20 protein-coding genes are annotated in these 21,191 nt (G+C 69.2%); all 20 read right to left on the reverse strand.

Going from position 1 to position 21,191, the window contains the following annotated elements; all coding sequences use genetic code 11:
* Nucleotides 1-148 precede the first annotated feature (148 nt).
* The 20 genes from ACIGJO_RS05040 to rho all read right to left on the reverse strand — a co-directional run bounded on the left by ACIGJO_RS05040 (nt 149) and on the right by rho (nt 20,998).
* On the reverse strand, nt 149-595 hold the full coding sequence (locus ACIGJO_RS05040) for a DUF2550 domain-containing protein (protein WP_399952238.1): 447 nt from the start codon (nt 593-595) through the stop codon (nt 149-151).
* A 126-nt stretch (nt 596-721) separates the two neighbouring features.
* Nucleotides 722-1,096 (reverse strand): F0F1 ATP synthase subunit epsilon, encoded by a 375-nt coding sequence (locus tag ACIGJO_RS05045; RefSeq protein WP_266923887.1) that lies wholly within the window; start codon nt 1,094-1,096, stop codon nt 722-724.
* A 109-nt stretch (nt 1,097-1,205) separates the two neighbouring features.
* Entirely contained in the window at nt 1,206-2,657 is a 1,452-nt protein-coding gene (atpD, locus tag ACIGJO_RS05050; RefSeq protein ID WP_266923885.1) for a F0F1 ATP synthase subunit beta, read from the reverse strand.
* Nucleotides 2,658-3,575, reverse strand: coding sequence for a F0F1 ATP synthase subunit gamma (locus tag ACIGJO_RS05055; protein WP_399952242.1), 918 nt, complete (start codon nt 3,573-3,575; stop codon nt 2,658-2,660). It abuts the gene before it with no gap.
* A 3-nt stretch (nt 3,576-3,578) separates the two neighbouring features.
* Nucleotides 3,579-5,150, reverse strand: coding sequence for a F0F1 ATP synthase subunit alpha (atpA, locus tag ACIGJO_RS05060; protein WP_266923882.1), 1,572 nt, complete (start codon nt 5,148-5,150; stop codon nt 3,579-3,581).
* Nucleotides 5,151-5,302: 152 nt separating this feature from the next.
* Nucleotides 5,303-6,118 carry a F0F1 ATP synthase subunit delta gene (locus ACIGJO_RS05065; RefSeq protein WP_399952245.1) on the reverse strand — a complete coding sequence of 272 codons (816 nt, stop codon included), beginning with the start codon at nt 6,116-6,118 and terminating at the stop codon, nt 5,303-5,305.
* Entirely contained in the window at nt 6,115-6,657 is a 543-nt protein-coding gene (locus ACIGJO_RS05070; protein WP_399952248.1) for a F0F1 ATP synthase subunit B, read from the reverse strand. Before ACIGJO_RS05070 ends, ACIGJO_RS05065 begins: the two co-directional genes overlap by 4 nt.
* Nucleotides 6,658-6,699: 42 nt before the next feature.
* Nucleotides 6,700-6,945: a F0F1 ATP synthase subunit C gene (locus ACIGJO_RS05075; protein WP_399952251.1), complete on the reverse strand. Its 246-nt coding sequence runs from the start codon at nt 6,943-6,945 to the stop codon at nt 6,700-6,702.
* A 72-nt stretch (nt 6,946-7,017) separates the two neighbouring features.
* Nucleotides 7,018-7,833: a F0F1 ATP synthase subunit A gene (gene atpB / locus ACIGJO_RS05080; protein ID WP_399952254.1), complete on the reverse strand. Its 816-nt coding sequence runs from the start codon at nt 7,831-7,833 to the stop codon at nt 7,018-7,020.
* A gap of 224 nt (nt 7,834-8,057) precedes the next feature.
* Nucleotides 8,058-8,495, reverse strand: a complete 438-nt coding sequence (locus ACIGJO_RS05085; protein WP_399952257.1) for a hypothetical protein — start codon at nt 8,493-8,495, stop codon at nt 8,058-8,060.
* A gap of 265 nt (nt 8,496-8,760) precedes the next feature.
* On the reverse strand, nt 8,761-10,152 hold the full coding sequence (locus ACIGJO_RS05090) for an MraY family glycosyltransferase (protein WP_399952260.1): 1,392 nt from the start codon (nt 10,150-10,152) through the stop codon (nt 8,761-8,763).
* Between the two features lie 84 nt (nt 10,153-10,236).
* Entirely contained in the window at nt 10,237-11,517 is a 1,281-nt protein-coding gene (gene glyA / locus ACIGJO_RS05095; RefSeq protein WP_399952263.1) for a serine hydroxymethyltransferase, read from the reverse strand.
* 127 nt (nt 11,518-11,644) lie between these two features.
* Entirely contained in the window at nt 11,645-12,286 is a 642-nt protein-coding gene (locus ACIGJO_RS05100) for a protein-tyrosine-phosphatase (protein ID WP_399952266.1), read from the reverse strand.
* Nucleotides 12,283-12,930, reverse strand: a complete 648-nt coding sequence (locus tag ACIGJO_RS05105; protein WP_266923864.1) for an L-threonylcarbamoyladenylate synthase — start codon at nt 12,928-12,930, stop codon at nt 12,283-12,285. Before ACIGJO_RS05105 ends, ACIGJO_RS05100 begins: the two co-directional genes overlap by 4 nt.
* Before the next feature lie 70 nt (nt 12,931-13,000).
* Entirely contained in the window at nt 13,001-13,846 is an 846-nt protein-coding gene (gene prmC / locus ACIGJO_RS05110) for a peptide chain release factor N(5)-glutamine methyltransferase (RefSeq protein WP_399952270.1), read from the reverse strand.
* Between the two features lie 44 nt (nt 13,847-13,890).
* Entirely contained in the window at nt 13,891-14,967 is a 1,077-nt protein-coding gene (gene prfA / locus ACIGJO_RS05115; protein WP_399952273.1) for a peptide chain release factor 1, read from the reverse strand.
* Between the two features lie 153 nt (nt 14,968-15,120).
* Nucleotides 15,121-15,345, reverse strand: a complete 225-nt coding sequence (gene rpmE, locus ACIGJO_RS05120; RefSeq protein ID WP_326767848.1) for a 50S ribosomal protein L31 — start codon at nt 15,343-15,345, stop codon at nt 15,121-15,123.
* 200 nt (nt 15,346-15,545) lie between these two features.
* Nucleotides 15,546-16,649, reverse strand: coding sequence for an LCP family protein (locus tag ACIGJO_RS05125; protein ID WP_399952277.1), 1,104 nt, complete (start codon nt 16,647-16,649; stop codon nt 15,546-15,548).
* Between the two features lie 324 nt (nt 16,650-16,973).
* Complete coding sequence (locus ACIGJO_RS05130) at nt 16,974-18,749, reverse strand: trypsin-like serine protease (protein WP_399952280.1); 1,776 nt, start codon at nt 18,747-18,749, stop codon at nt 16,974-16,976.
* Nucleotides 18,750-18,955: 206 nt separating this feature from the next.
* Nucleotides 18,956-20,998 carry a transcription termination factor Rho gene (gene rho / locus ACIGJO_RS05135; protein WP_399952282.1) on the reverse strand — a complete coding sequence of 681 codons (2,043 nt, stop codon included), beginning with the start codon at nt 20,996-20,998 and terminating at the stop codon, nt 18,956-18,958.
* Nucleotides 20,999-21,191: the final 193 nt, after the last annotated feature.

Here is a 21,191-nt window from a genome sequence, read left to right on the forward strand (position 1 = left end):
GCACGGGCGCGTGTACGGGCACGGGCGCGGGTACGAGTACGGGTACGACCGCAGGCACGGGTACAGATTCGGATTCGGGTACGGAGATACGGAACGGCCCCCGGGCACCGCGGGCCCGACAGCCCTCACACCGTACGCGTACGGGCCCTCAGGCCACGTTCACCCGCTGGCCGGGCGGTGCCGCCTCCAGCCAGGCGAGGAAACCCGTCAGGGCGTCCTCGCTCATCGCCAGCTCCAGGCGCGTCTCACGGTGGAGACAGCCGAGCACGACGGAGTCCGACAGCAGCGCCAGCTCCTCCTCGCCGTCGGGCAGCCGGCGGGAGATCACCTCGATGGCGGAGCGCTCCAGGGCACGACGGGGGCGGGGAGCGTAGGAGAAGACCCGGAACCAGTCGACCCGGTCGCCGCTGTAGCGGGCGACGCCGTACACCCAGCCCTTGCCGGTCGGATCGGGTTCCCCGGACACGTCCCAGCGCAGACTGCAGTCGAAGGTTCCGCCGGAACGCTGGATCAGCCGGCGGCGCAGGCCGAAGACGAACAGACCCACCACGACCAGCACGACGACCAGACCGCCCACCCACAAAGCGAGGACCATCTCCACCGACCTCCTCGCATCGTCGAGTAACGGAATTCGAACTGCACCTGCATCGCCTCAGCCGCGACACGGTCTGGATAATTCCAGCTCGGGCCGCGGCTGAGGAAAAAACTACTGGTGGGGGTGCTAGTGCACCGCCACCGCACGCAGTCGCACATCGGCGCGCCGCTCGGCGGCGGCGTCCGTGTCCGACTTCGCGCGCTCCAGCGCACGCTCGGCGCGCTGGACATCGATCTCGTCGGCCAGCTCGGCGATCTCCGCCAGCAGCGACAGCTTGTTGTCCGCGAACGAGATGAAACCGCCGTGGACAGCGGCGACGACGGTTTCGCCCGCGCTCGTGCGGATCGTCACCGGGCCCGATTCCAGCACACCGAGAAGCGGCTGGTGACCGGGCATGACGCCGATGTCGCCGGACGTGGTACGCGCGACGACCAGGGTGGCCTCGCCGGACCAGACACTGCGGTCCGCGGCGACCAGCTCGACATGCAGCTCAGCAGCCAAGGGTGGCTCCTCGGGTCACCACCCGGCCGTCGAGCCGGGTGTTGGGTCAATTCTACGGGGCGTGGTGAGGGGGGCGGGACACACCCACCCCCCTCGGTGAGCCGGAGGCTCAGGAGACGCCGAGCTCCTTGGCGTTGGCCTTGAGGTCCTCAATGCCACCGCACATGAAGAACGCCTGCTCCGGGAAGTGGTCGTACTCACCGTCGCAGATCGAGTTGAACGCGGCGATCGACTCGTCGAGCGGAACGTCCGAACCGTCCAGGCCGGTGAACTGCTTGGCGGCGTGGGTGTTCTGCGACAGGAAGCGCTCGACGCGACGGGCACGGTGGACAACGAGCTTGTCCTCCTCGCCCAGCTCGTCGATACCGAGGATCGCGATGATGTCCTGGAGGTCCTTGTACTTCTGCAGGATTCCCTTGACACGGCTCGCCGTGTCGTAGTGGTCCTGCGCGATGTAGCGCGGGTCCAGGATGCGGGACGTGGAGTCCAGCGGGTCCACGGCCGGGTAGATGCCCTTCTCGGAGATCGGACGGGAGAGAACCGTCGTCGCGTCGAGGTGGGCGAACGTGGTGGCCGGGGCCGGGTCGGTCAGGTCGTCCGCGGGGACGTAGATCGCCTGCATCGAGGTGATCGAGTGACCACGCGTCGAGGTGATGCGCTCCTGGAGCACACCCATCTCGTCGGCCAGGGTCGGCTGGTAACCCACTGCGGACGGCATACGGCCGAGCAGCGTGGAGACCTCGGAGCCGGCCTGCGTGAAGCGGAAGATGTTGTCGATGAAGAGCAGCACGTCCTGCTTCTGCACATCGCGGAAGTACTCCGCCATGGTCAGGGCGGACAGCGCGACCCGCAGACGGGTGCCCGGCGGCTCGTCCATCTGGCCGAAGACCAGCGCGGTCTTGTCCAGGACGCCCGAGTCGGTCATCTCGTCGATGAGGTCGTTGCCCTCACGGGTGCGCTCGCCGACACCGGCGAACACCGACACACCGTCGTGCAGCTTCGCCACACGCATGATCATTTCCTGGATGAGGACCGTCTTGCCGACGCCCGCACCTCCGAACAGACCGATCTTGCCGCCCTTGACATACGGGGTCAGCAGGTCGACGACCTTCAGGCCGGTCTCGAACATCTCGGTCTTCGACTCGAGCTGGTCGAAGGCCGGGGCCTTGCGGTGGATCGGCCAGCGGTCGGTGATCTGCGCCTCGGCCTCGGGCTCGTTCAGGATCCGGCCGAGGGTGTTGAACACCTTGCCCTTGGTGATGTCACCGACGGGAACGGTGATGCCCGCGCCCGTGTCGGTCACCGGGGCCTGGCGGACCAGACCGTCGGTGGGCTGCATCGAGATCGCACGGACCACGCCGTCACCCAGGTGCTGGGCGACTTCCAGGGTCAGCACCTTGCGGGCGCCGTCCTCGGCCGGGTCGTCGACCGAGACGTGCAATGCGTTGTAGATCTCCGGCATCGCGTCGACGGGGAATTCCACGTCGACGACCGGGCCGATGACCCGGGCGACGCGGCCCGTCGCAGCGGCCGTCACAGCGCTGTCGGTAGTCGTCGTCATTTACTTGTCACTCCCCGCGGTCGCGTCGGCCAGAGCACTGGCACCGCCGACGATCTCGCTGATTTCCTGGGTGATTTCGGCCTGGCGGGCCGCGTTGGCAAGCCGGGAGAGGCTCTTGATGAGATCCCCGGCGTTGTCGGTCGCCGACTTCATCGCGCGACGGCGGGCAGCGTGCTCGGAAGCGGCGGCCTGCAGCAGTGCGTTGTAGATACGGCTCTCGACATAGCGCGGCAGGAGGGCGTCGAGGACATCCTCCGCCGACGGCTCGAAGTCGAACAGCGGAAGGATCTCGCCCTTCGTACCGCTCTCTTCCGCAACCTGGTCGAGCGAAAGCGGCAGCATCCGGTCGTCGACTGCGTTCTGCGTCATCATCGAGACGAACTCGGTGAAGACGATGTGCAGTTCGTCGACGCCACCCTCGGCCGTGTCCTTCTGGATGGCCTCGATCAGCGGCGCGGCGACGCTCTTGGCATCCGAGTACGCCGGGCTGTCCGTGAAGCCGGTCCAGGCTTCCGCGACCTTGCGCTCACGGAAGCCGTAGTAGGCGACGCCCTTGCGGCCGACGATGTAGGTGTCGACCTCCTTGCCCTCGGCCGCGAGCCGCTCCCTCAGCCGCTCCGCCGCCTTGATGGCGTTGGAGGAGTAGCCGCCGGCCAGACCGCGGTCGCTCGTGACGAGCAGGACCGCGGCCCGGGCCGGGGCCTCGGCCTCGGTGGTGAGCGGGTGCTTGGTGGTGGAGCCGGTCGCGACCGCGGTCACCGCACGGGTGAGCTCGGTCGCGTACGGCATCGACGCCGCCACCTTGCGCTGCGCCTTGACGATGCGCGAGGCGGCGATCATCTCCATCGCCTTGGTGATCTTCTTGGTCGCGGTGACGGCTTGGATGCGGCGCTTGTAAACGCGAAGCTGAGCGCCCATCGATCAGCCCTCGCCCAGAAGCTTGCCGTCCGAGGTCTCGAACTGCTGCTTGAAGGCGGCGATCGCGTCGGCGATCGACTGCAGCGTGTCGTCGGACATCTTGCCGCCCTCGGCGATGCTGGTCAGGAGGTCCTTGCGCTCACGGCGCAGGAACTCCAGCAGCTCGCTCTCGAAGCGACGGATGTCCTCGACCGGGACGTCGTCCATCTTGCCCGTGGTACCGGCCCAGACGGAGACGACCTGCTCCTCCATCGGGAACGGGGCGTACTGCGGCTGCTTCAGCAGCTCGACCATGCGCTTACCGCGCTCCAGCGAAGCCTTCGAGGCCGCGTCCAGGTCGGAACCGAAGGCGGCGAACGCCTCCAGCTCGCGGTACTGGGCGAGGTCCACGCGAAGCCGGCCGGAGACCTGCTTCATGGCCTTGTGCTGGGCGGAGCCGCCGACTCGGGAGACCGAGATACCGACGTTGAGCGCCGGACGCTGACCCGCGTTGAACAGGTCGGACTCCAGGAAGCACTGGCCGTCGGTGATGGAGATGACGTTGGTCGGAATGAACGCCGACACGTCGTTCGCCTTGGTCTCGACGATCGGCAGACCCGTCATCGAACCGGCGCCCAGGTCGTCGGAGAGCTTGGCGCAGCGCTCCAGCAGACGCGAGTGCAGGTAGAAGACGTCGCCCGGGTAGGCCTCACGGCCCGGCGGACGGCGCAGCAGAAGCGACACGGCGCGGTAGGCGTCGGCCTGCTTCGAAAGGTCGTCGAAGATGATCAGGACGTGCTTGCCCTGGTACATCCAGTGCTGGCCGATGGCCGAACCGGTGTACGGCGCCAGGTACTTGAAGCCGGCCGGGTCGGACGCCGGGGCGGCGACGATGGTCGTGTACTCCAGCGCGCCGGCCTCTTCGAGGGCACCGCGCACCGAGGCGATGGTGGAGCCCTTCTGACCGATGGCGACGTAGATGCAGCGCACCTGCTTGTTCACGTCGCCCGAGCGCCAGTTGTCGCGCTGGTTGATGATCGTGTCGACGGCCAGAGCGGTCTTGCCGGTCTGACGGTCACCGATGATCAGCTGACGCTGGCCGCGGCCGATCGGCACCATGGCGTCGACGGCCTTGTAGCCGGTCTGCATCGGCTCGTGCACCGACTTACGGACCATGACGCCAGGGGCCTGCAGCTCAAGGGCGCGGCGGCTTTCGGTCGCGATCTCGCCGAGACCGTCGATCGGGTTGCCGAGCGGGTCGACGACGCGGCCGAGGTAGCCCTCGCCGACGCCGACAGAGAGCACCTCACCGGTGCGCTGCACCGGCTGGCCCTCCTCGATACCGCTGAACTCGCCGAGGACGATGGCACCGATCTCGCGCTCCTCAAGGTTGAGGGCGAGACCGAGGGTGCCGTCCTCGAACTTCAGCAGCTCGTTCGCCATGGCGGAGGGCAGGCCCTCCACCTTCGCGATGCCGTCACCGGCAACGCTGACCGTACCGACCTCCTCGCGCGAGGCCGCGTCCGGCTTGTACGACTGGACAAAGTTCTCCAGCGCGTCCCGGATCTCCTCCGGCCGGATCGTGAGCTCCGCCATCTGGGTTCCCTGCTCTCCTTGTTGGGCCCGAAGTTTCTTAAGGGGGTCTGGGGGCCGACCCCCAGGAATCTTCTGCAATTTCTGCACGGCCCAACCGGGCCGCTGGTCTTGCTCGTTCAGTTGAAACGCACAGGCTGTCGCGCTGTGCTGTGTCAGCCGGCCATGCGACGGGTCGCCTCGTCGAGGCGGTCCGCGATGGTGCCGTTGATGACCTCGTCACCCACGCGCACCGAGATCCCGCCGAGGACCGTGGGGTCCACGTCCAGGTTCAGGTGCATCTGCCGGCCGTAGATCTTGGCGAGTGCGGCGCCGAGGCGCTGCTTCTGCCGGTCACTGAGCGGCACCGCCGAGGTGACCACGGCGACCATGCGGTCCCGTCGCTCCGCGGCGAGCCTGGACAGGGAGTCGAGTCCCGCTTCCAGGCTACGTCCCCGGGGCTGGGTCACGAGGCGGACGATGACACGCTCGGTCACCGGCTGTGCCTTGCCGCCGAGCAGGCTGCGCAGCAGCTGGCTCTTGGCGGCGGTGGTGGCCGTACGGCTGGTGAGCGCGGAGCGCAGCTCCGTGTCGGAGCCGACGATCCGGCCGAACCGGAACAGCTCGTCCTCGACGTCGTCGAGTGCGCCGCCGCGATGGGCCGCGGTGAGGTCTGCGGTGTTCGCCAGCTCCTCGACCGAGTCCACCAGTTCGCGGGACTGCGACCAGCGGGAACGGACCATGCCGGAGACCAGGTCCACGGCTTCGCCGCTCACCTGACCGCTCAGCAGTCGTCCGGCCAGCTCGGCCTTGCTCTCGCCGCTCTGGGCCGGGTCGGTGAGGACCCGGCGCAGGGAAACCTCGCGGTCGAGCAGCGCGGTGACGGCTGCCAGGTCCTCGGCGAGCTTCGCCGCGTCGACCGACGTGTTGTCGGTCAGCGCGTCGAGACGCTCACGTGCGGCTGCCAGTGCCTCGCGGCTCGCGCCGTTCATCGGACAGCCTCGGCCTTCGCCTCGAGCTCGTCGAGGAACCGGTCCACGGTGCCGCTCTGCCGGGCGTGGTCCTCAAGGGACTCGCCGACGAGCTTGCCGGCCAGGTCGGTGGCAAGCTTGCCGACGTCCTGGCGCAGCGCGGACGCCGCGGCCTTGCGGTCGGCCTCGATCTGGGCGTGGCCGGCGGCGATGATCTCTTCGCGCTGCCGCTGGCCTTCCGCCTTCATCTCCTGGATGATGACGGCGCCCTGCTCCTGCGCCTCCTGGCGCATACGGGCGGCCTCGTGGCGCGCCTCGGCGAGCTGAGCCTTGTACTGCTCAAGAACGCTCTGCGCCTCGGTCTGGGCCGCATCGGCCTTCTCGATACCGCCTTCGATGGCCTCGCGACGCTCTTCCAGAACCCTGTTGATGTTCGGGAGGAGCTTCTTGGCGAGGAAGCCGAAGACGATGGCGAAGGCGATCAGACCAATGATGATCTCGGGGACCGCCGGGAGCAGAGGGTTCTGAATCTCCTCTTGCGCCAGCTGTTGGGCGATCACATCAGTGCCTTTCGTCGAATCGGGCGGTAAGGAACGCCGCGATTACTTGACCGGGTAGACGAAGGGCATGACGAGACCGATGAGGGCGAGCGCCTCACAGAGCACGAAGCCGAGGATCTGGTTGGCACGGATCAGACCGGCGGCCTCGGGCTGGCGGGCCAGCGCCTGGGTGCCGTTTCCGAAGATGATGCCGACGCCGACGCCGGGGCCGATCGCGGCCAGGCCGTAGCCGATGGAACCGAGGTTGCCCGTGATGTTGACGGCGGCGAGGGTCTCAAGAGCGGACATGCCGTTTCTTCCTTCTCTTTCAGGACCGGTGGGGGTTGGCCACCGGACGACTATCGGGGTGTGGCCGGCTGGTCAGTGGTGCTCGGCGAGAGCGCCCTGAATGTAGTTGCAGGCCAGGAGGACAAAGACGTAGGCCTGCAGCGCCTGGATGAACAGCTCGAAGGCGGTCATCAGCAGGACCATCACGAACGAGACACCGGCGTAGGCGATGCCGATGCCGTTCAGCAGGTACCAGCTGGCGATGGTGAAGATCAGCAGCAGCACGTGACCGGCGAACATGTTCGCGAAGAGTCGCACGGCGTGCGTGAACGGCCGGATCAGCAGGTTCGAGAAGAGCTCGATGGCCATGACGAACGGAAGGGCCGGGCCGAGCGACTTGTCGTAGCCCGCGATGTTCTTCCAGCCACCGACGAAGCCGTGACGCTTGAAGGTCAGGCTGACCCACAGGATGTACACGATCGCGGCCAGGGCCACCGGGTAGCCGATGACCGAGGGCACCGGGAACTGGGCGAGCGGAATGATCGCCCAGAGGTTCATGATCCAGATGAAGAAGAACATCGAGACCATGAGGGGCACGTACTTCTTGCCCTCGCGCTTGCCGAGCGTCTCGTAGACCACACCGGTGCGGATGAAGTCGTAACCCGCCTCCGCCACCATCTGCAGCTTCCCGGGCACGAGCTTCGGCTTGTTGAAGGCCGCCCAGAAGAAGCCGACGACGACAACGGTGCTCAGGACCGCCAGCAGCATCGGCTTGTTGATCTCGATGCCGCCGATGGTGAACATCGGCTCGAATACAAAGGAGTGCAGGCCAGGAGCCGGGAAGCCACACCCGTCGAAAATGTGGCAGTCGGTCTCGAAGGCGAGCACCGTCGTCGGGTCAGCACTCACCGCGGGCTCCTTCAGCGTGGCGCATAGGTACGGCAACCTCGTTGTGTCGGCGCGGCAGGAAGCCGCTGGTCGGCACTGGACTTGGTGTTACGGATGGGGGGGCGGCTCAGGCACAGAGCTTCGCGATGAAGCAGGCGTCAGCTTGGATGCCCGCGCCCGCAGTGCCGCAGTTGGCACCGGACGATAGCAGGATCGCGAACGCGCACTTATCCCGGCCCTACCCCTCACGTCGATGACCCCTTGTTCCCGGGCTTCTTGCCCGCGGACGAGTCCGGCTCGACGTAAAGGATCTTGGTCTTCATGTGTACACGGATCTGGGCCGCGACCCATACAAGGGTCGCGACGACCAGCGAGATGGCGAAAGCCCTCGGGTTGAACAGCGTCGTGTTCTTGAACACGGCGATAAAGATGAAGAGCAGCAGCAGCTGTGCCGTATAGAGCATCAGCCCCATCGACTGGAACAGGTGCGGCATGGACCTCGCCGTCCGTTGCAGGACGGAGAGGCCGATCCCCATGAAGAGAATCACCAACAGCGTCCCGACAGCGGCCCCGATCGCTCCCTTGCCGCCCGCGACCACGGCGCTGACGACAACGGTGACAACACCGGCGGCAGCGGTGGGCACGGCGGTGTGGAGGAGAGTCCGGGCGTCGTTGGACGGCATGGCGGTAACTCCGCTTGCAGGGGGTGGGCAATGGTGTCGTCAGGGACGAGCGTAGGCCCGGTCCGAGAGTGGTCGCCTCGGGCCAATGGACCGTCTCGCTAGGGTCCTTCGGCCCTGTCACCGGGTCTCGTGAACGGTATCACAAACTATTTGATGAGGTCTTTACCTGGAAAGTGTGCCAACTGTCACACGTGAGAGTGGATCCGCACACCTGCGCAAGACACGGCGTTGCATTGTCTGGTAATGCACCGAGAAGACCGAAACGTCAATGCGGTGAATCGGCCTTGCGACGATCGGAGAGGCGCGAACGGTGGCCGATCGCGGTCGCTCCGTTGACGCCGGAGACACCCACGGCCACAGGAGTCCGTTCCGTGCTCTCCGGCGCCATCTGCGCGTCTCCCGGCCCCTGTTGCGCCGGCTCCGTCCCCTCCCCGTACGCGGACGGGGACGCGGACGCGACAGCGCCGTCGTGTCCACGAGGGCGCCGATAGCGCGGCGGTACGAAGCGTTCCGCCCAGTGCGGGGCACGCGGCTTGAAGCGCGGCATCAACAGCAGCACCAGGCCCACGGCGCTCAGCGCCACGATCGCGAGCACGATCCACATCGACGCCGAGTGCACCGAGTAGCCGACGGCGCCGAAGGCGATCAGCGCGGACCAGAAGTACATGATCAGCACGGCACGGCTCTGCGAGTGACCGATCTCCAGCAGCCGGTGGTGCAGATGACCGCGGTCCGCCGCGAACGGCGACTGACCGTTCCAGGTGCGCCGCACGATCGCCAGCACCAGGTCCGCCGCGGGGATCGCGATGATCGTCAGCGGCAGCAGCAGCGGGATGAAGACCGGCAGCATCGCGTGGGTGGCCTGCCGCTCGCTGCCCTCGAAGAGCTTCATCGCGTCGGGGTCGACCTGCCCGGTGACGGAGATCGCGCCGGCCGCCAGCACCAGGCCGATCAGCATCGACCCGGAGTCCCCCATGAAGATCCGGGCGGGGTGCATGTTGTGCGGCAGGAAGCCGAGGCACATGCCCATCAGGATCGCCGTGAACAGCGTGGCCGGGGCGGCGGCCTCGATTCCGTACCCGTACCAGAGCCGGTAGGTGTACAGGAAGAGCGCGGCGGAGGCGATGAACACCATTCCGGCCGCCAGGCCGTCCAGGCCGTCGACGAAGTTGACCGCGTTGATCGTGATGACGACCAGCGCGACCGTGAGCAGCGTGCCCTGCCACTGGGTGAGCGGGACGGTGCCCACGCCCGGGATCGGCAGCCACAGGATCGTCAGACCCTGGATGACCATGACCGCCGCGGCGATCATCTGCCCGCCGAGCTTGATCAGGGCGTCGAGCTCGAACTTGTCGTCCAGGACGCCGATCAGCCAGATCAGCGCGGCGCCGGAGAGCAACGCCCGTGGTTCGTTGGAGAGTTCGAAGACACCGTTCAGGTTGAACAGATGGTCCGCGACGATCAGCCCCGCACACAGTCCGCCGAACATGGCGATGCCACCGAGCCGTGGTGTCGGTTCTCGGTGTACGTCACGCGCACGGATCGCGGGCATCGCCCCGATCGCGATGGCGAACTTCCGCACCGGCCCGGTCAGCAGATAGGTCACTGCGGCCGTAACACAGAGCGTCAGCAGGTAATCACGCACGGGCTGCCCCACAGAAATCGCCGGCCATCTCAGCCCCACACCCTAGCCTCATGAACATGGACTCCCTGGCACGGGTGATGGTTCCACAGGCTTCGCCTACCCCGGATAGGGCGGATTTCCCGCCGCCAGCTCCCGCACTTCCGCCAGCAGACGGCCGGCGCCGCCCGTCTCCCGTACCGCCGCTCCGGACAGTGCGGCGATCCGCGCCATGTCCGCCTCGTCCATGCCCTGGGTGGTGACGGCCGCGGTCCCGAGCCGGATGCCGCGGGCGTCCCCGTAGGGCAGCGCGCAGGTGTCGAGCACCATGCCCGCCGCCGCCAGCCGTTCGCGGGCGACGCGGCCGTCGACGCCGAGCGGGGCCGGGTCCGCGACGACGATGTGGGTGTCCGTGCCGCCCGTGGTGACCTCGAAGCCCTCGGCCTCCAGACCGGCCGCGAGCACCCGCGCGTGGGCGACCACCCGGTGGGCGTACAGCGTGTACGCGGGCGTCGAGGCCTCCCCGAACGCGACGGCCTTCGCCGCGACCGTGTGCATCTGGGCGCCGCCCTGGGTGAACGGGAACACCGCCCGGTCGATGCGCTCCGCCAGCTCGGCGCCGCACAGGATCATGCCGCCGCGCGGTCCGCGCAGCACCTTGTGCGTGGTCGCGCAGACCACGTCCGCGTACGGGACGGGGCTGGGGGCCGCTCCCCCGGCGATCAGGCCCATCGGGTGCGCGGCGTCGGCGATCAGGTACGCGCCGACCTCGTCGGCGATCTCCCGGAACAGCTCGTAGTCGGGGTGGCGCGGATACGAGATCGAGCCGCAGACGATCGCCTTGGGCCGGCGGGCGCGGGCCAGGGAGCGGACCTGCGCGTAGTCGATGAGCCCGCTGTCGGGGTCCACCCCGTATCCGGCGAACTCGAACCAGCGGCCGGAGAAGTTCCCGGGCGCACCGTGGGTGAGGTGTCCCCCGTACGGGAGTCCCATCGCGAGCACCGTGTCCCCGGGGCGCAGCAGCGCCGCGTAGGCGGCGAGCACGGCGGAGGAGCCGGAGTGCGGCTGGACATTGGCGTGCTCGGCGCCGAAGAGGGCGCGGGCCCGCCGGATCGCGATGCGTTCGGCGGCGTCGGCGTGCTCGCAGCCGCCGTGGTGGCGGGCTCCGGGGTAGCCCTCGGCGTACTTGTTGGCGAGCGGGGAGCCGAGGGCGGCCAGCACCGCGGGCGAGGTGAAGTTCTCGGCGGCGATCAGCTGGAGGGTGCCCGTCTGCCGCTGTACCTCCGCGAGGAGGACGTCGGCGATCTCCGGGTCCTCCCGGCGCAGGGCGCCGAAGTCCTGCGGCAGGGCGGCGTCGGAGGGGGACACGGCTGCGGGTGCGGCGGGAGAGGTGACCGGCATCTGACGGCTCCGGGCCTGGGGAGGGGTGCGCTGGTGTCAGATCCAATGTAGGCCGCGGCCGGGCGCCGTGCCCGCTGTCGGGCGCGGCTCCGTAGGCCGGTCGGCGCACCGGCCGGCGTACGGACCGTCAGTGGGGGGCGCTGACGCCCGTCAGGGCGGTGACGACGGGATCGAGGGCCTGGTTGATCTCGTCCCCGATGGAGCGGAAGAAGGTGATCGGGGCGCCGTAGGGGTCGTAGACCTCGTCGGCGTCGGCGGTGGGGGCCAGCAGCCAGCCGCGCAGGGCCGCGGCGGCGCGCACCAGCGCGCGGGCGCGTTCGACGACGCCCTCGTCGCGTGCGTCGGGCAGGGTGGCCGGATCTATGGCCCGGACCAGCCGGGTGAATTCCTTGAGGGTGAACGTCCGCAGGCCGGCCGAGTGGCCCATGGAGATGACCTGGGCTCGGTGGTCGCGGGTGGCGGTGAGGACCAGGTCGGCGCGGATCACGTGCTCGTCGAGCAGCTCGCGGCCGACGAAGCCGGTGGCGTCGGCGCCGAAGTCGGCGAGGACGACCTCCGCGTTGGCCTCCATGGGGGCGCCTTCGTGTCCCCAGGTGCCGGCGCTCTCCACGATCAGTCCGCCGCTGAGCGGGTCGCCGAGGCGGTCCACCAGGGCATGGCGGGTCAGCCGCTCGGTGATGGGCGAGCGGCAGACGTTGCCGGTGCTGACGTGGAGGATGCGGAAGGTATCGGTCCGACCCGCTATGCCACGCCCCTCAGGGGCGGTCAATTGGCCACCTCAAGGTCGGGTACCACCTTGCGCAGTTCCTCGACGGAGAGCGCGCCGGCCCGCAGGAGCACCGGGACGCCGCCCGTGACGTCGACGATCGAGGACGGCACGATGCCGGGTGTCGGGCCGCCGTCGAGGTAGACGGAGACGGAGTCGCCGAGCATCTCCTGGGCGGCGTCGCAGTCCTCGGGCGAGGGGTGTCCGGTGAGGTTGGCGCTGGAGACGGCCATCGGGCCGACCTCGGTGAGCAGCTCGATGGCGACCGGGTGCAGCGGCATCCGGATGGCGACGGTGCCGCGGGTGTCCCCGAGGTCCCACTGGAGCGAGGGCTGGTGCTTGGCGACGAGGGTGAGGGCGCCGGGCCAGAAGGCGTCGACGAGCTCCCAGGCCTGCTCGGAGAAGTCCGTGACCAGGCCGTGCAGGGTGTTCGGGGAGCCGATCAGGACAGGGGTCGGCATATTGCGGCCGCGCCCCTTGGCGTCCAGCAGATCGGCGACGCCCTCGGAGCTGAAGGCGTCCGCACCGATCCCGTACACGGTGTCGGTGGGCAGCACGACCAGTTCGCCGCGGCGGACGGCGGACGCGGCTTCACGCAGGCCGGTCGTACGGTCGGTCGCGTCGTTGCAGTCGTATCGCCGTGCCATCAGCCGGCCTCCTCAAGCATGTACGGGTATGGCGTGTACGGGTCCGACGGGTGCCGGTGCGGTCCGCCGGTCACGGCATGGCCCTGCGGGCGGTGGCGAACCGGGGGCGCTTGTTCAGGTCCGGGTGATCGGCGGCGTCCGCCCAGCCCCGTTCCTCGGTGAAGATCCACGGCACCTGGCCGCCCTGGGTGTCGGCGTGCTCGATGACGACGAGGCCGCCGGGACGCAGCAGGCGGTGCGCGGTGCGTTCGATGCCGCGGATGGTGTCGAGTCCGTCCTCGCCGGAGAACAGGGCCATCTCCGGGTCGTGGTCGCGGGCCTCGGGTGCCACGTACTCCCACTCGGTGAGCGGGATGTACGGCGGGTTGGAGATGACCAGGTCCACCTGGCCGTCGAGCTCGGGAAGGGCGCTCAGGGCGTCTCCGCGGTGGACGGTGACCCTGGACCCCTCGGCGTTCTTCCTGGTCCATCTGAGGGCGTCCTCGGACAGCTCCACGGCGTGCACGCGCGAGCGCGGGACCTCCTGTGCCATGGCCAGGGCGATGGCGCCCGATCCCGTGCAGAGGTCGACGATGAGCGGCTCGACGACGTCCATCGCGCGGACGGCGTCTATGGCCCAGCCGACGACCGACTCGGTCTCGGGGCGGGGCACGAAGACGCCGGGTCCCACCTGGAGCTCCAGGTAGCGGAAGAAGGCGCGGCCGGTGATGTGCTGGAGCGGTTCGCGGGCCTCGCGGCGGGCGATGGTCTCCCAGTAGCGGGCGTCGAAGTCCGAGTCCGGCACCCGGTGCAGCTCGCCCCGCTTCACGCCGTGCACGAACGCGGCGAGTTCCTCGGCGTCGAATCGCGGTGAAGGGACACCGGCGTCGGCCAGCCGCTGGGTGGCCTGGGCCACCTCGGCGAGCAGCAGGTTCATCGCGGTTCTCCGTACGGGGTTACGGGCGGCGGGGCGGGCTGTGCTCAGGCGTTGGCGAGCTTGGCGGCGGAGTCCGCGTCCACGCACGCCTGGATCACTGCGTCGAGGTCACCGTCGAGCACCTGGTCCAAGTTGTACGCCTTGAAGCCGACTCGGTGGTCCGAGATCCGGTTTTCCGGGAAGTTGTACGTGCGGATCTTCTCGGAGCGGTCGACGGTACGGACCTGGCTGCGGCGTACGTCGGAGGCTTCCTGCTCGGCCGCTTCCTGGGCGGCGGCCAGCAGCCGGGAGCGCAGGATGCGCATGGCCTGCTCCTTGTTCTGGAGCTGGCTCTTCTCGTTCTGGCAGGAGGCCACGACACCGGTCGGCAGGTGGGTGATGCGCACCGCGGAGTCGGTGGTGTTGACGGACTGGCCGCCGGGGCCCGAGGAGCGGTAGACGTCGATCCGGAGGTCGTTGGCGTGGATCTCCACGTCGACCTCCTCCGCCTCGGGGGTGACGAGCACGCCCGCCGCGGAGGTGTGGATACGGCCCTGGGACTCGGTGGAGGGCACCCGCTGCACACGGTGCACGCCGCCCTCGTACTTCATCCGGGCCCAGACGCCCTGGCCGGGTTCGGTGGCTCCGTTGCCGCCCTTGGTCTTCACGGCGACCTGGACGTCCTTGTAGCCGCCGAGCTCGGACTCGGTGGAGTCGATGATCTCGGTCTTCCAGCCGACGCGCTCCGCGTACCGCAGGTACATGCGCAGCAGGTCACCGGCGAACAGGGCCGACTCGTCGCCGCCCGCGCCCGCCTTGATCTCCAGGAGCACGTCCTTGTCGTCGCTCGGGTCGCGCGGGACGAGGAGGAGGCGGAGCTTCTCGGTGAGCTCCTCGCGCTGCTTCTCCAGGTCCTTGACCTCGGCGGCGAAGTCGGGGTCGTCCGCGGCGAACTCGCGGGCGGTCTCGATGTCCTCGCCGGTCCGCTTCCAGGTCCGGTACGTGGAAACGATCGGGGTCAGCTCCGCGTAGCGCTTGTTCAGCCTGCGCGCGTTGGCCTGGTCGGCGTGGACCGACGGGTCGGCGAGCTTCTTCTCAAGACCGGTGTGTTCACCGATCAGTTCCTCGACCGCCTCGAACATTCGGGGGCTCCTGGTTGATGACGTCTGCGGGCCTGCTGGAGGGCGTACTGCCGGGTGGGGCGTCCGGGGGGGCGCCCCCGGACGCCCGGCCGGAAAAAACGCCGGTTCCGACGCCCCCGGGAAGAGGGCGCCGAGAACCGGCGCAGTGGCTCGCTACTTGCTGGCGGAGCCGGCAGCCTTGCCGAAGCGGGCCTCGAAGCGGGCCACACGGCCGCCGGTGTCGAGGATCTTCTGCTTGCCCGTGTAGAACGGGTGGCACTCGGAGCAGACGTCGGCGCGGATGGTGCCGCCGCCGATGGTGCTCCGGGTGGTGAACGACGCACCGCAGGTGCAGCTGACCTGCGTCTCGACGTACTCGGGGTGAATGTCGCGCTTCAAGGTGACTCCTAGTTTCGGGAGGGCACCGGGTCGTCCGCGCGGATTGCGCGTCCGTGAACCGGGGCCGACGTACCAGTCTGCCAGGACCGGCCGTATCTCCCAAAACCGGGGTCGGGGCGCACGTATTCCCGGCCGGACCACGACACCCGGTGACCAAAGGGTCACCGGGTGGCATACCCGCAGGCGGCGGGCGCGGCGGACTACTCGACGACCTGCCCGGCCTCGCCCTTGTCGCCCGCCGACCGCTCGGTGGCGGACGCCGGGATCGGCAGATCGCTCTTGAGGGCCGTCCACACCTGCTGGGCTTCCTTCTCCAGCGGTACGACGCGGTTCGGGTCGGCGGGGTCGTACTGGACGGGCAGGGTGACCATGTGGACGTTCGTGGAGCTCAGGCTCTTCAGCCCGTTCGCGAAGGCCGTGAGCTCGCTCACCGAGGCCAGGTCGGAGTCGGTGGTGATGGCCTTGGTGGCGGTACCGGCGATGTCGTACAGCTTCTTCGGGCTGGTGAACACCCCGACGCTCTTGGCCTGTTCCATCAGCGCCTTCATGAACGCCTGCTGGAGCTGGATGCGTCCGAGGTCGCTGCCGTCGCCGACGCTCTTGCGGGTGCGCACCAGACCGAGCGACTGTTCGCCGTTCAGCGTGTGGGTGCCGGGCTCCAGATCCAGATGGCTCTTGGGGTCGTTGATCGCCTGGTTGGTCGTGATCTCGACGCCGCCGAGCTCGTCGATGAGCTTCTTGAAGCCGGTGAAGTCGACCTCGACGTAGTGGTCCATCCGGATCCCGGACATCGCCTCGACGGTCTTCACCGCGCAGGCCGGCCCGCCGACCTCGTACGCCGTGTTGAACATCGCGCGCTGCTCGGCGGCGACCGGGTCACCGCTCTCGTCGCTCGTGCAGCCGGGGCGGTCGATGAGGGTGTCGCGGGGTATGGAGACGACGCTGGCGGCCTTGTGCCCCTCGTTGACGTGCACGATCATCGCCGTGTCCGAACGGGCCGCGCCGTCGTCGGCGCCGTACTTTCCGTTGTCCCCGGAGCGGGAGTCGGAGCCGAGCACCAGGATGTCCTGGGAGCCGTCGTCCACGTCGTCGGGGCGGTCCGCACCGAGCGCGGCGTTGATGTCGACGCCCTTGAGATTGCCGTTCAGCGTGAAGTACGCGTATCCGAGCCCCGATCCGCCGGCGACGACGACCGCGGCCACCGTCCAGCCCACGACGACCTTCGCGCGGTGACGGCGCGAGGGCTTCTTCCGGCGGCTCCCGGTGCCGCGTATTCGGCCCGTCCCCCTGCTGTGCTCGCTCATGGTCTCCCTCGCTCCTGGCGCCCCGCCGCTCCCTGCTCCCCCGGCCCCGGTGGTTCCGGCACGGTTTGTCATCTCTTGATCAGACGTCGAAGCATCAAGAAGGGTTGCACAGCGGCCTGTGGCCCCCGTCGGGGACGGGGGCCACAGGCCGTGCCGGTGAACTGGCCGTGATCCGGCGCTCACCTGGGGTTTCTTTCCCTGTACAGCCATTCTCCGCGCGGGAGTCCGGCGGCCGGGGTGTGGCAAAGGTCTCGGCCCGGACGGTCCGGGTCCGGGCCGGGGGCGGTCCGGGCCCGGGCCGGGGCGGTCCGGGCCGGGTACGGGTCAGCCGAAGAGGTCGAACCCGTTCCAGCCCTTGCCCGCCTTGAGCCGCGCGCTGAACGGTGCGGTCGCCGAGCCGCGGCTCGGGTAGATCCACAGGTCGCCCGCCTTGTCGCGGACCACGAGGTCGGCGATGCCGTCACCGGTGTTGTCGCCGGTGGTGACGTACGCCGTGAAGTTCCAGCCCTTGCCGACCTGGACCCTGGGCGCGTACGGGGAGGACGGGGTGTCCCGGCCCGCGTAGAGCCACAGACGGCCCTCGCTGTCACGGGTCAGCAGATCCGGCTTGCCGTCACCGCTGTAGTCCCCCTTGCCGAAGACCTGCACGGTGCCCCAGCCGCCGCCCCCGCCGACGCGCGCTCCGAAGGATCCGTCGCCGCGGCCCGGGTACGTCCAGATCCTGCCGTCCTTGTCGATGCCGACCAGGTCCGGAACACCGTCCCGGGTGACATCACCGGGGAAGAGGATGTTCTTCCACGTCGACCAGCCCTTGCCGATCTTCGTCTCGACCCACTGGGTCTCGCCGTCGAAACGGAGCCAGTACAGGTCGCCGTTGCCGACGCGGTAGACGAAGTCCTGGTAGTCGTCGCGGTTCCAGTCGACCTGACGCACGAGGTCGGCCCCGCCCCAGTCGCCGCCGGAGACGGGCCGGGTGAACGAGGTGCCGGTGGAGACGTATTCGAACGCCTCGCCGGTGGCCTTGCGGGCGAACAGGTCCGCCGTGAAGTCGCCGTTGATGTTGGTGTCGTCGATCCGCGGGGCGATCTTCCCGTAGAGCGTGCTCGTCTTCGCGTAGACGCTGTACGAGCCCTTCTCCACGCAGTCCTTCATCCCCCAGGAAACGACGCCCGCGATACGGCCGTTGACGACCATCGGGCCGCCGGAGTCGCCGTTGCACGGGGACACCGTGCCGTTGTCCTCACCGGACGCCGGTATCCCCGCGCAGGTCATCGGGCCGGCCACGAAGTCGGCCGGGTAGAAGGCCGCGCAGGTGGAGTCCGCGTGGATCGGCACGGTGGCCTTGCGCAGGGTCTGCGATATCGACTCGTCGGTGGAGCTGGTGCGGCCCCATCCGTACACCGTGGCGCGGGTGCCGTCCTTGTAGAGGGCGGTGTCCGTGCCCGAGGCCGGCTGGAGCGTCTTGTACGGGAGCGTCGCTCCCAGCGTCAGCACGGCGACATCACCGGTCAGCGCAACGTCGTCGAACGCGGGGTCGACCCACTGCCGCCAGACCGAAACGGCCTGCCCGCCGTGCAGGTCACCGCCGTCCGGCAGCTGCGCGGTACCGCCGACGACGGCCCCGTTCGCCGCCCAGTCCAGACCGTCGACGCAGTGCGCGGCGGTGAGGACCTTGGCCGGCGCGACGAGGGTGCCGCCGCAGAAGTAGCCCTCGTCGTCGGCCGGGTCGGAGGTTCCCCTGTCGTCGTAGTAGTGCAGCTGCACCATCCACGGCGCGTCCGTGATCGGGGCGTCCACACCACCGATGATCTTCGGGTCCACCCTGCGGCCGGGGGCGCCCGGAGCGGGCTTCCCGGCGTCGTCGGCAGCCTGGCCGGGGGCGCCCGACCCGCCCTGTTCCAGCTTGGCGGCCGAACTCCTGACGGTGTCGAGCAGTTCCTCCTGCGACAGCGCGGAACGCTTCTGCACGTTCTGGGTCCCGGGAAGCGGCGGCCGGTCCGCGGCCTGCGCGGGAGCGGCGGTCAGCCCCGCGGCCCCCAGGGCAAGCGCGGCGGCCGCCGCGGGCAGGGTGATGAATTGCCTCCGTCTGCCGGATGTCACGCAAGAATCCCTTCGGTCGGCACGGCGCAACGCGAGTGCGGCGCCGGGTAGTTGCACGCGAAGGGAGGGACGGCCCCCACTGGTGTTCGGCACAGTGGGCAAAGCGAAAGTATGTTCCCCCCACTTACGGCCTGCTGATGCTACAACGCGGAACCGCCCTCGTCACCGGAGTAACGAGGGCGGTTCGGGGCACTGCTGGGACGACGTCAGTCGTTGCCGTTGCCCGGCGTCGTCTTCTGGATCTGGAGCAGGAACTCCGCGTTGGACTGCGTCTTCTTCATGCGGTCCAGCAGGAGTTCGATCGCCTGCTGCTGGTCGAGCGCGTGCAGCACCCGGCGCAGCTTCCAGACGACCGCCAGCTCGTCGCTGCCGAGCAGGATCTCTTCCTTACGGGTGCTGGACGCGTCGACGTCCACCGCCGGGAAGATGCGCTTGTCCGAGAGCTTCCGGTCGAGCTTGAGCTCCATGTTGCCGGTGCCCTTGAACTCCTCGAAGATCACCTCGTCCATGCGCGAGCCGGTCTCGACGAGCGCGGTGGCCAGGATGGTCAGCGAACCGCCGTCCTCGATGTTGCGCGCCGCACCGAAGAAGCGCTTCGGCGGGTACAGCGCGGTCGAGTCGACACCACCGGACAGGATGCGGCCGGAGGCGGGCGCCGCGAGGTTGTACGCGCGGCCCAGACGGGTGATCGAGTCCAGCAGGACGACCACGTCGTGACCCAGCTCGACGAGACGCTTGGCGCGCTCGATGGCCAGCTCGGCGACCGTGGTGTGGTCCTCGGCCGGGCGGTCGAAGGTCGAGGAGATGACCTCGCCCTTCACCGACCGCTGCATGTCGGTGACCTCTTCCGGACGCTCGTCGACCAGGACGACCATCAGGTGGCACTCGGGGCTGTTGACGGTGATCGCGTTGGCGATGGCCTGGAGGATCATCGTCTTGCCGGTCTTCGGCGGGGCCACGATCAGGCCTCGCTGGCCCTTGCCGATGGGGGCGACCAGGTCGATGATCCGCGTCGTCAGCACATTGGAGTCGGTCTCCAGACGGAGCCGGTCCTGCGGGTAGAGCGGGGTCAGCTTCTGGAACTCCGGACGGCCGCGGCCGGTTTCGGGCGCCATGCCGTTGACCGAGTCGAGGCGCACCAGCGCGTTGAACTTCTCGCGGCGCTCGCCGTCCTTGGGCTGACGCACCGCACCGGTGACGTGGTCACCCTTGCGCAGGCCGTTCTTGCGGACCTGGGCAAGCGAGACGTACACGTCGTTCGGGCCCGGCAGGTAGCCGGAGGTCCGGATGAACGCGTAGTTGTCGAGGATGTCCAGGATGCCCGCGACGGGGATCAGGACATCGTCGTCGGCGACCTGTACGTCGCTGGCGAAGTCCTCGCGCCCGCGGCGGCCACGGCGGTCGCGGTAGCGGCCGCGACGGCCGCGGCGGCCACCCGCCTCGTCGTCGTAACCGTCGTCCTGCGGACCGCTGTCCCGGCCCTGCTGGCCCTGGCCCTGGCCCTGGCTCTGGCTCTGTCCCTGGCCCTGGCGCTGCGGGCGCTGCCCGCCGCCCTGCTGGCCCTGGTCGTCGCCCTTGCCGCGGCGGTCGCGCTGACGCTCGCGCCGGTCACCGCGCTCGCCACGCTCGCCACGGTCCCGGCGGTCGCCGCGGCGGCCCTCGGCGTTGTCGGCGGCGGACTCGGCCTTGGCGTCGCCCTTGGCCTCGCCGCGGTCCTCGTTCTTCTGCTCGGCCTGCGGCTCCGCGCGGACCTCGGACTTGGCCTCGGTCTTGGCCTCGGGGCTGCCCGCCTGGGCGGTGGCCCGGCGCCTGCGGCGCTCACCGGCGGGCTGGTCGTCGCTGGCCGGCTGACCGGGGATGTCGATCTGCTGCTGGGCCTCGGGCTTGTCGGCCGGTGCGGCGGCCTCGTCCCCGGTGCGCGCCTTGGAGGTGGCACGCCGCTTCGGCTTGCTCTCGGCGTCCGTACCGGCGGGGGCCGCGGCGGCCTTGGTGGAGGCCTTGGGCGCGGCGGAGCTGCCCGCCTGCGCCTCCTTGATGACCTCGATCAGCTGGCTCTTGCGCATCCGCGCAGTTCCCCTGATGCCGAGGCCGGACGCGACCTGCTGCAGCTCGGCCAGGACCATGCCCTCAAGGCCGGTGCCGGAGCGGCGGCGCCGTGCGGTGGTGCCAGTGGCAGCACCTTCGGCGGGCGCGGCGCTGTCGACGTTCTTGTCGGCAGTCACGCCCATCAGATCGGTGGTGTCGCTCACGAAGGGTCCTTCCCTGGAGCGGACGTCGGCCTTCTGGCTCGGCGACCGGTTGTGCTGTCCGACTGCGGTCTGTGATCTTGCGGATCGCGGACCTTGCCGGGGCGGTGGTCCGCCGGGTACGGCGGAGAGATGAATGTGCGGGGTCCGGCGCGAGATCCCCCTGCTCGGCCCACTCCTGGATGAGCGAGGGGTG

Source organism: Streptomyces sp. NPDC079020 (genome assembly GCF_044542225.1).
Lineage (GTDB): Bacteria > Actinomycetota > Actinomycetes > Streptomycetales > Streptomycetaceae > Streptomyces.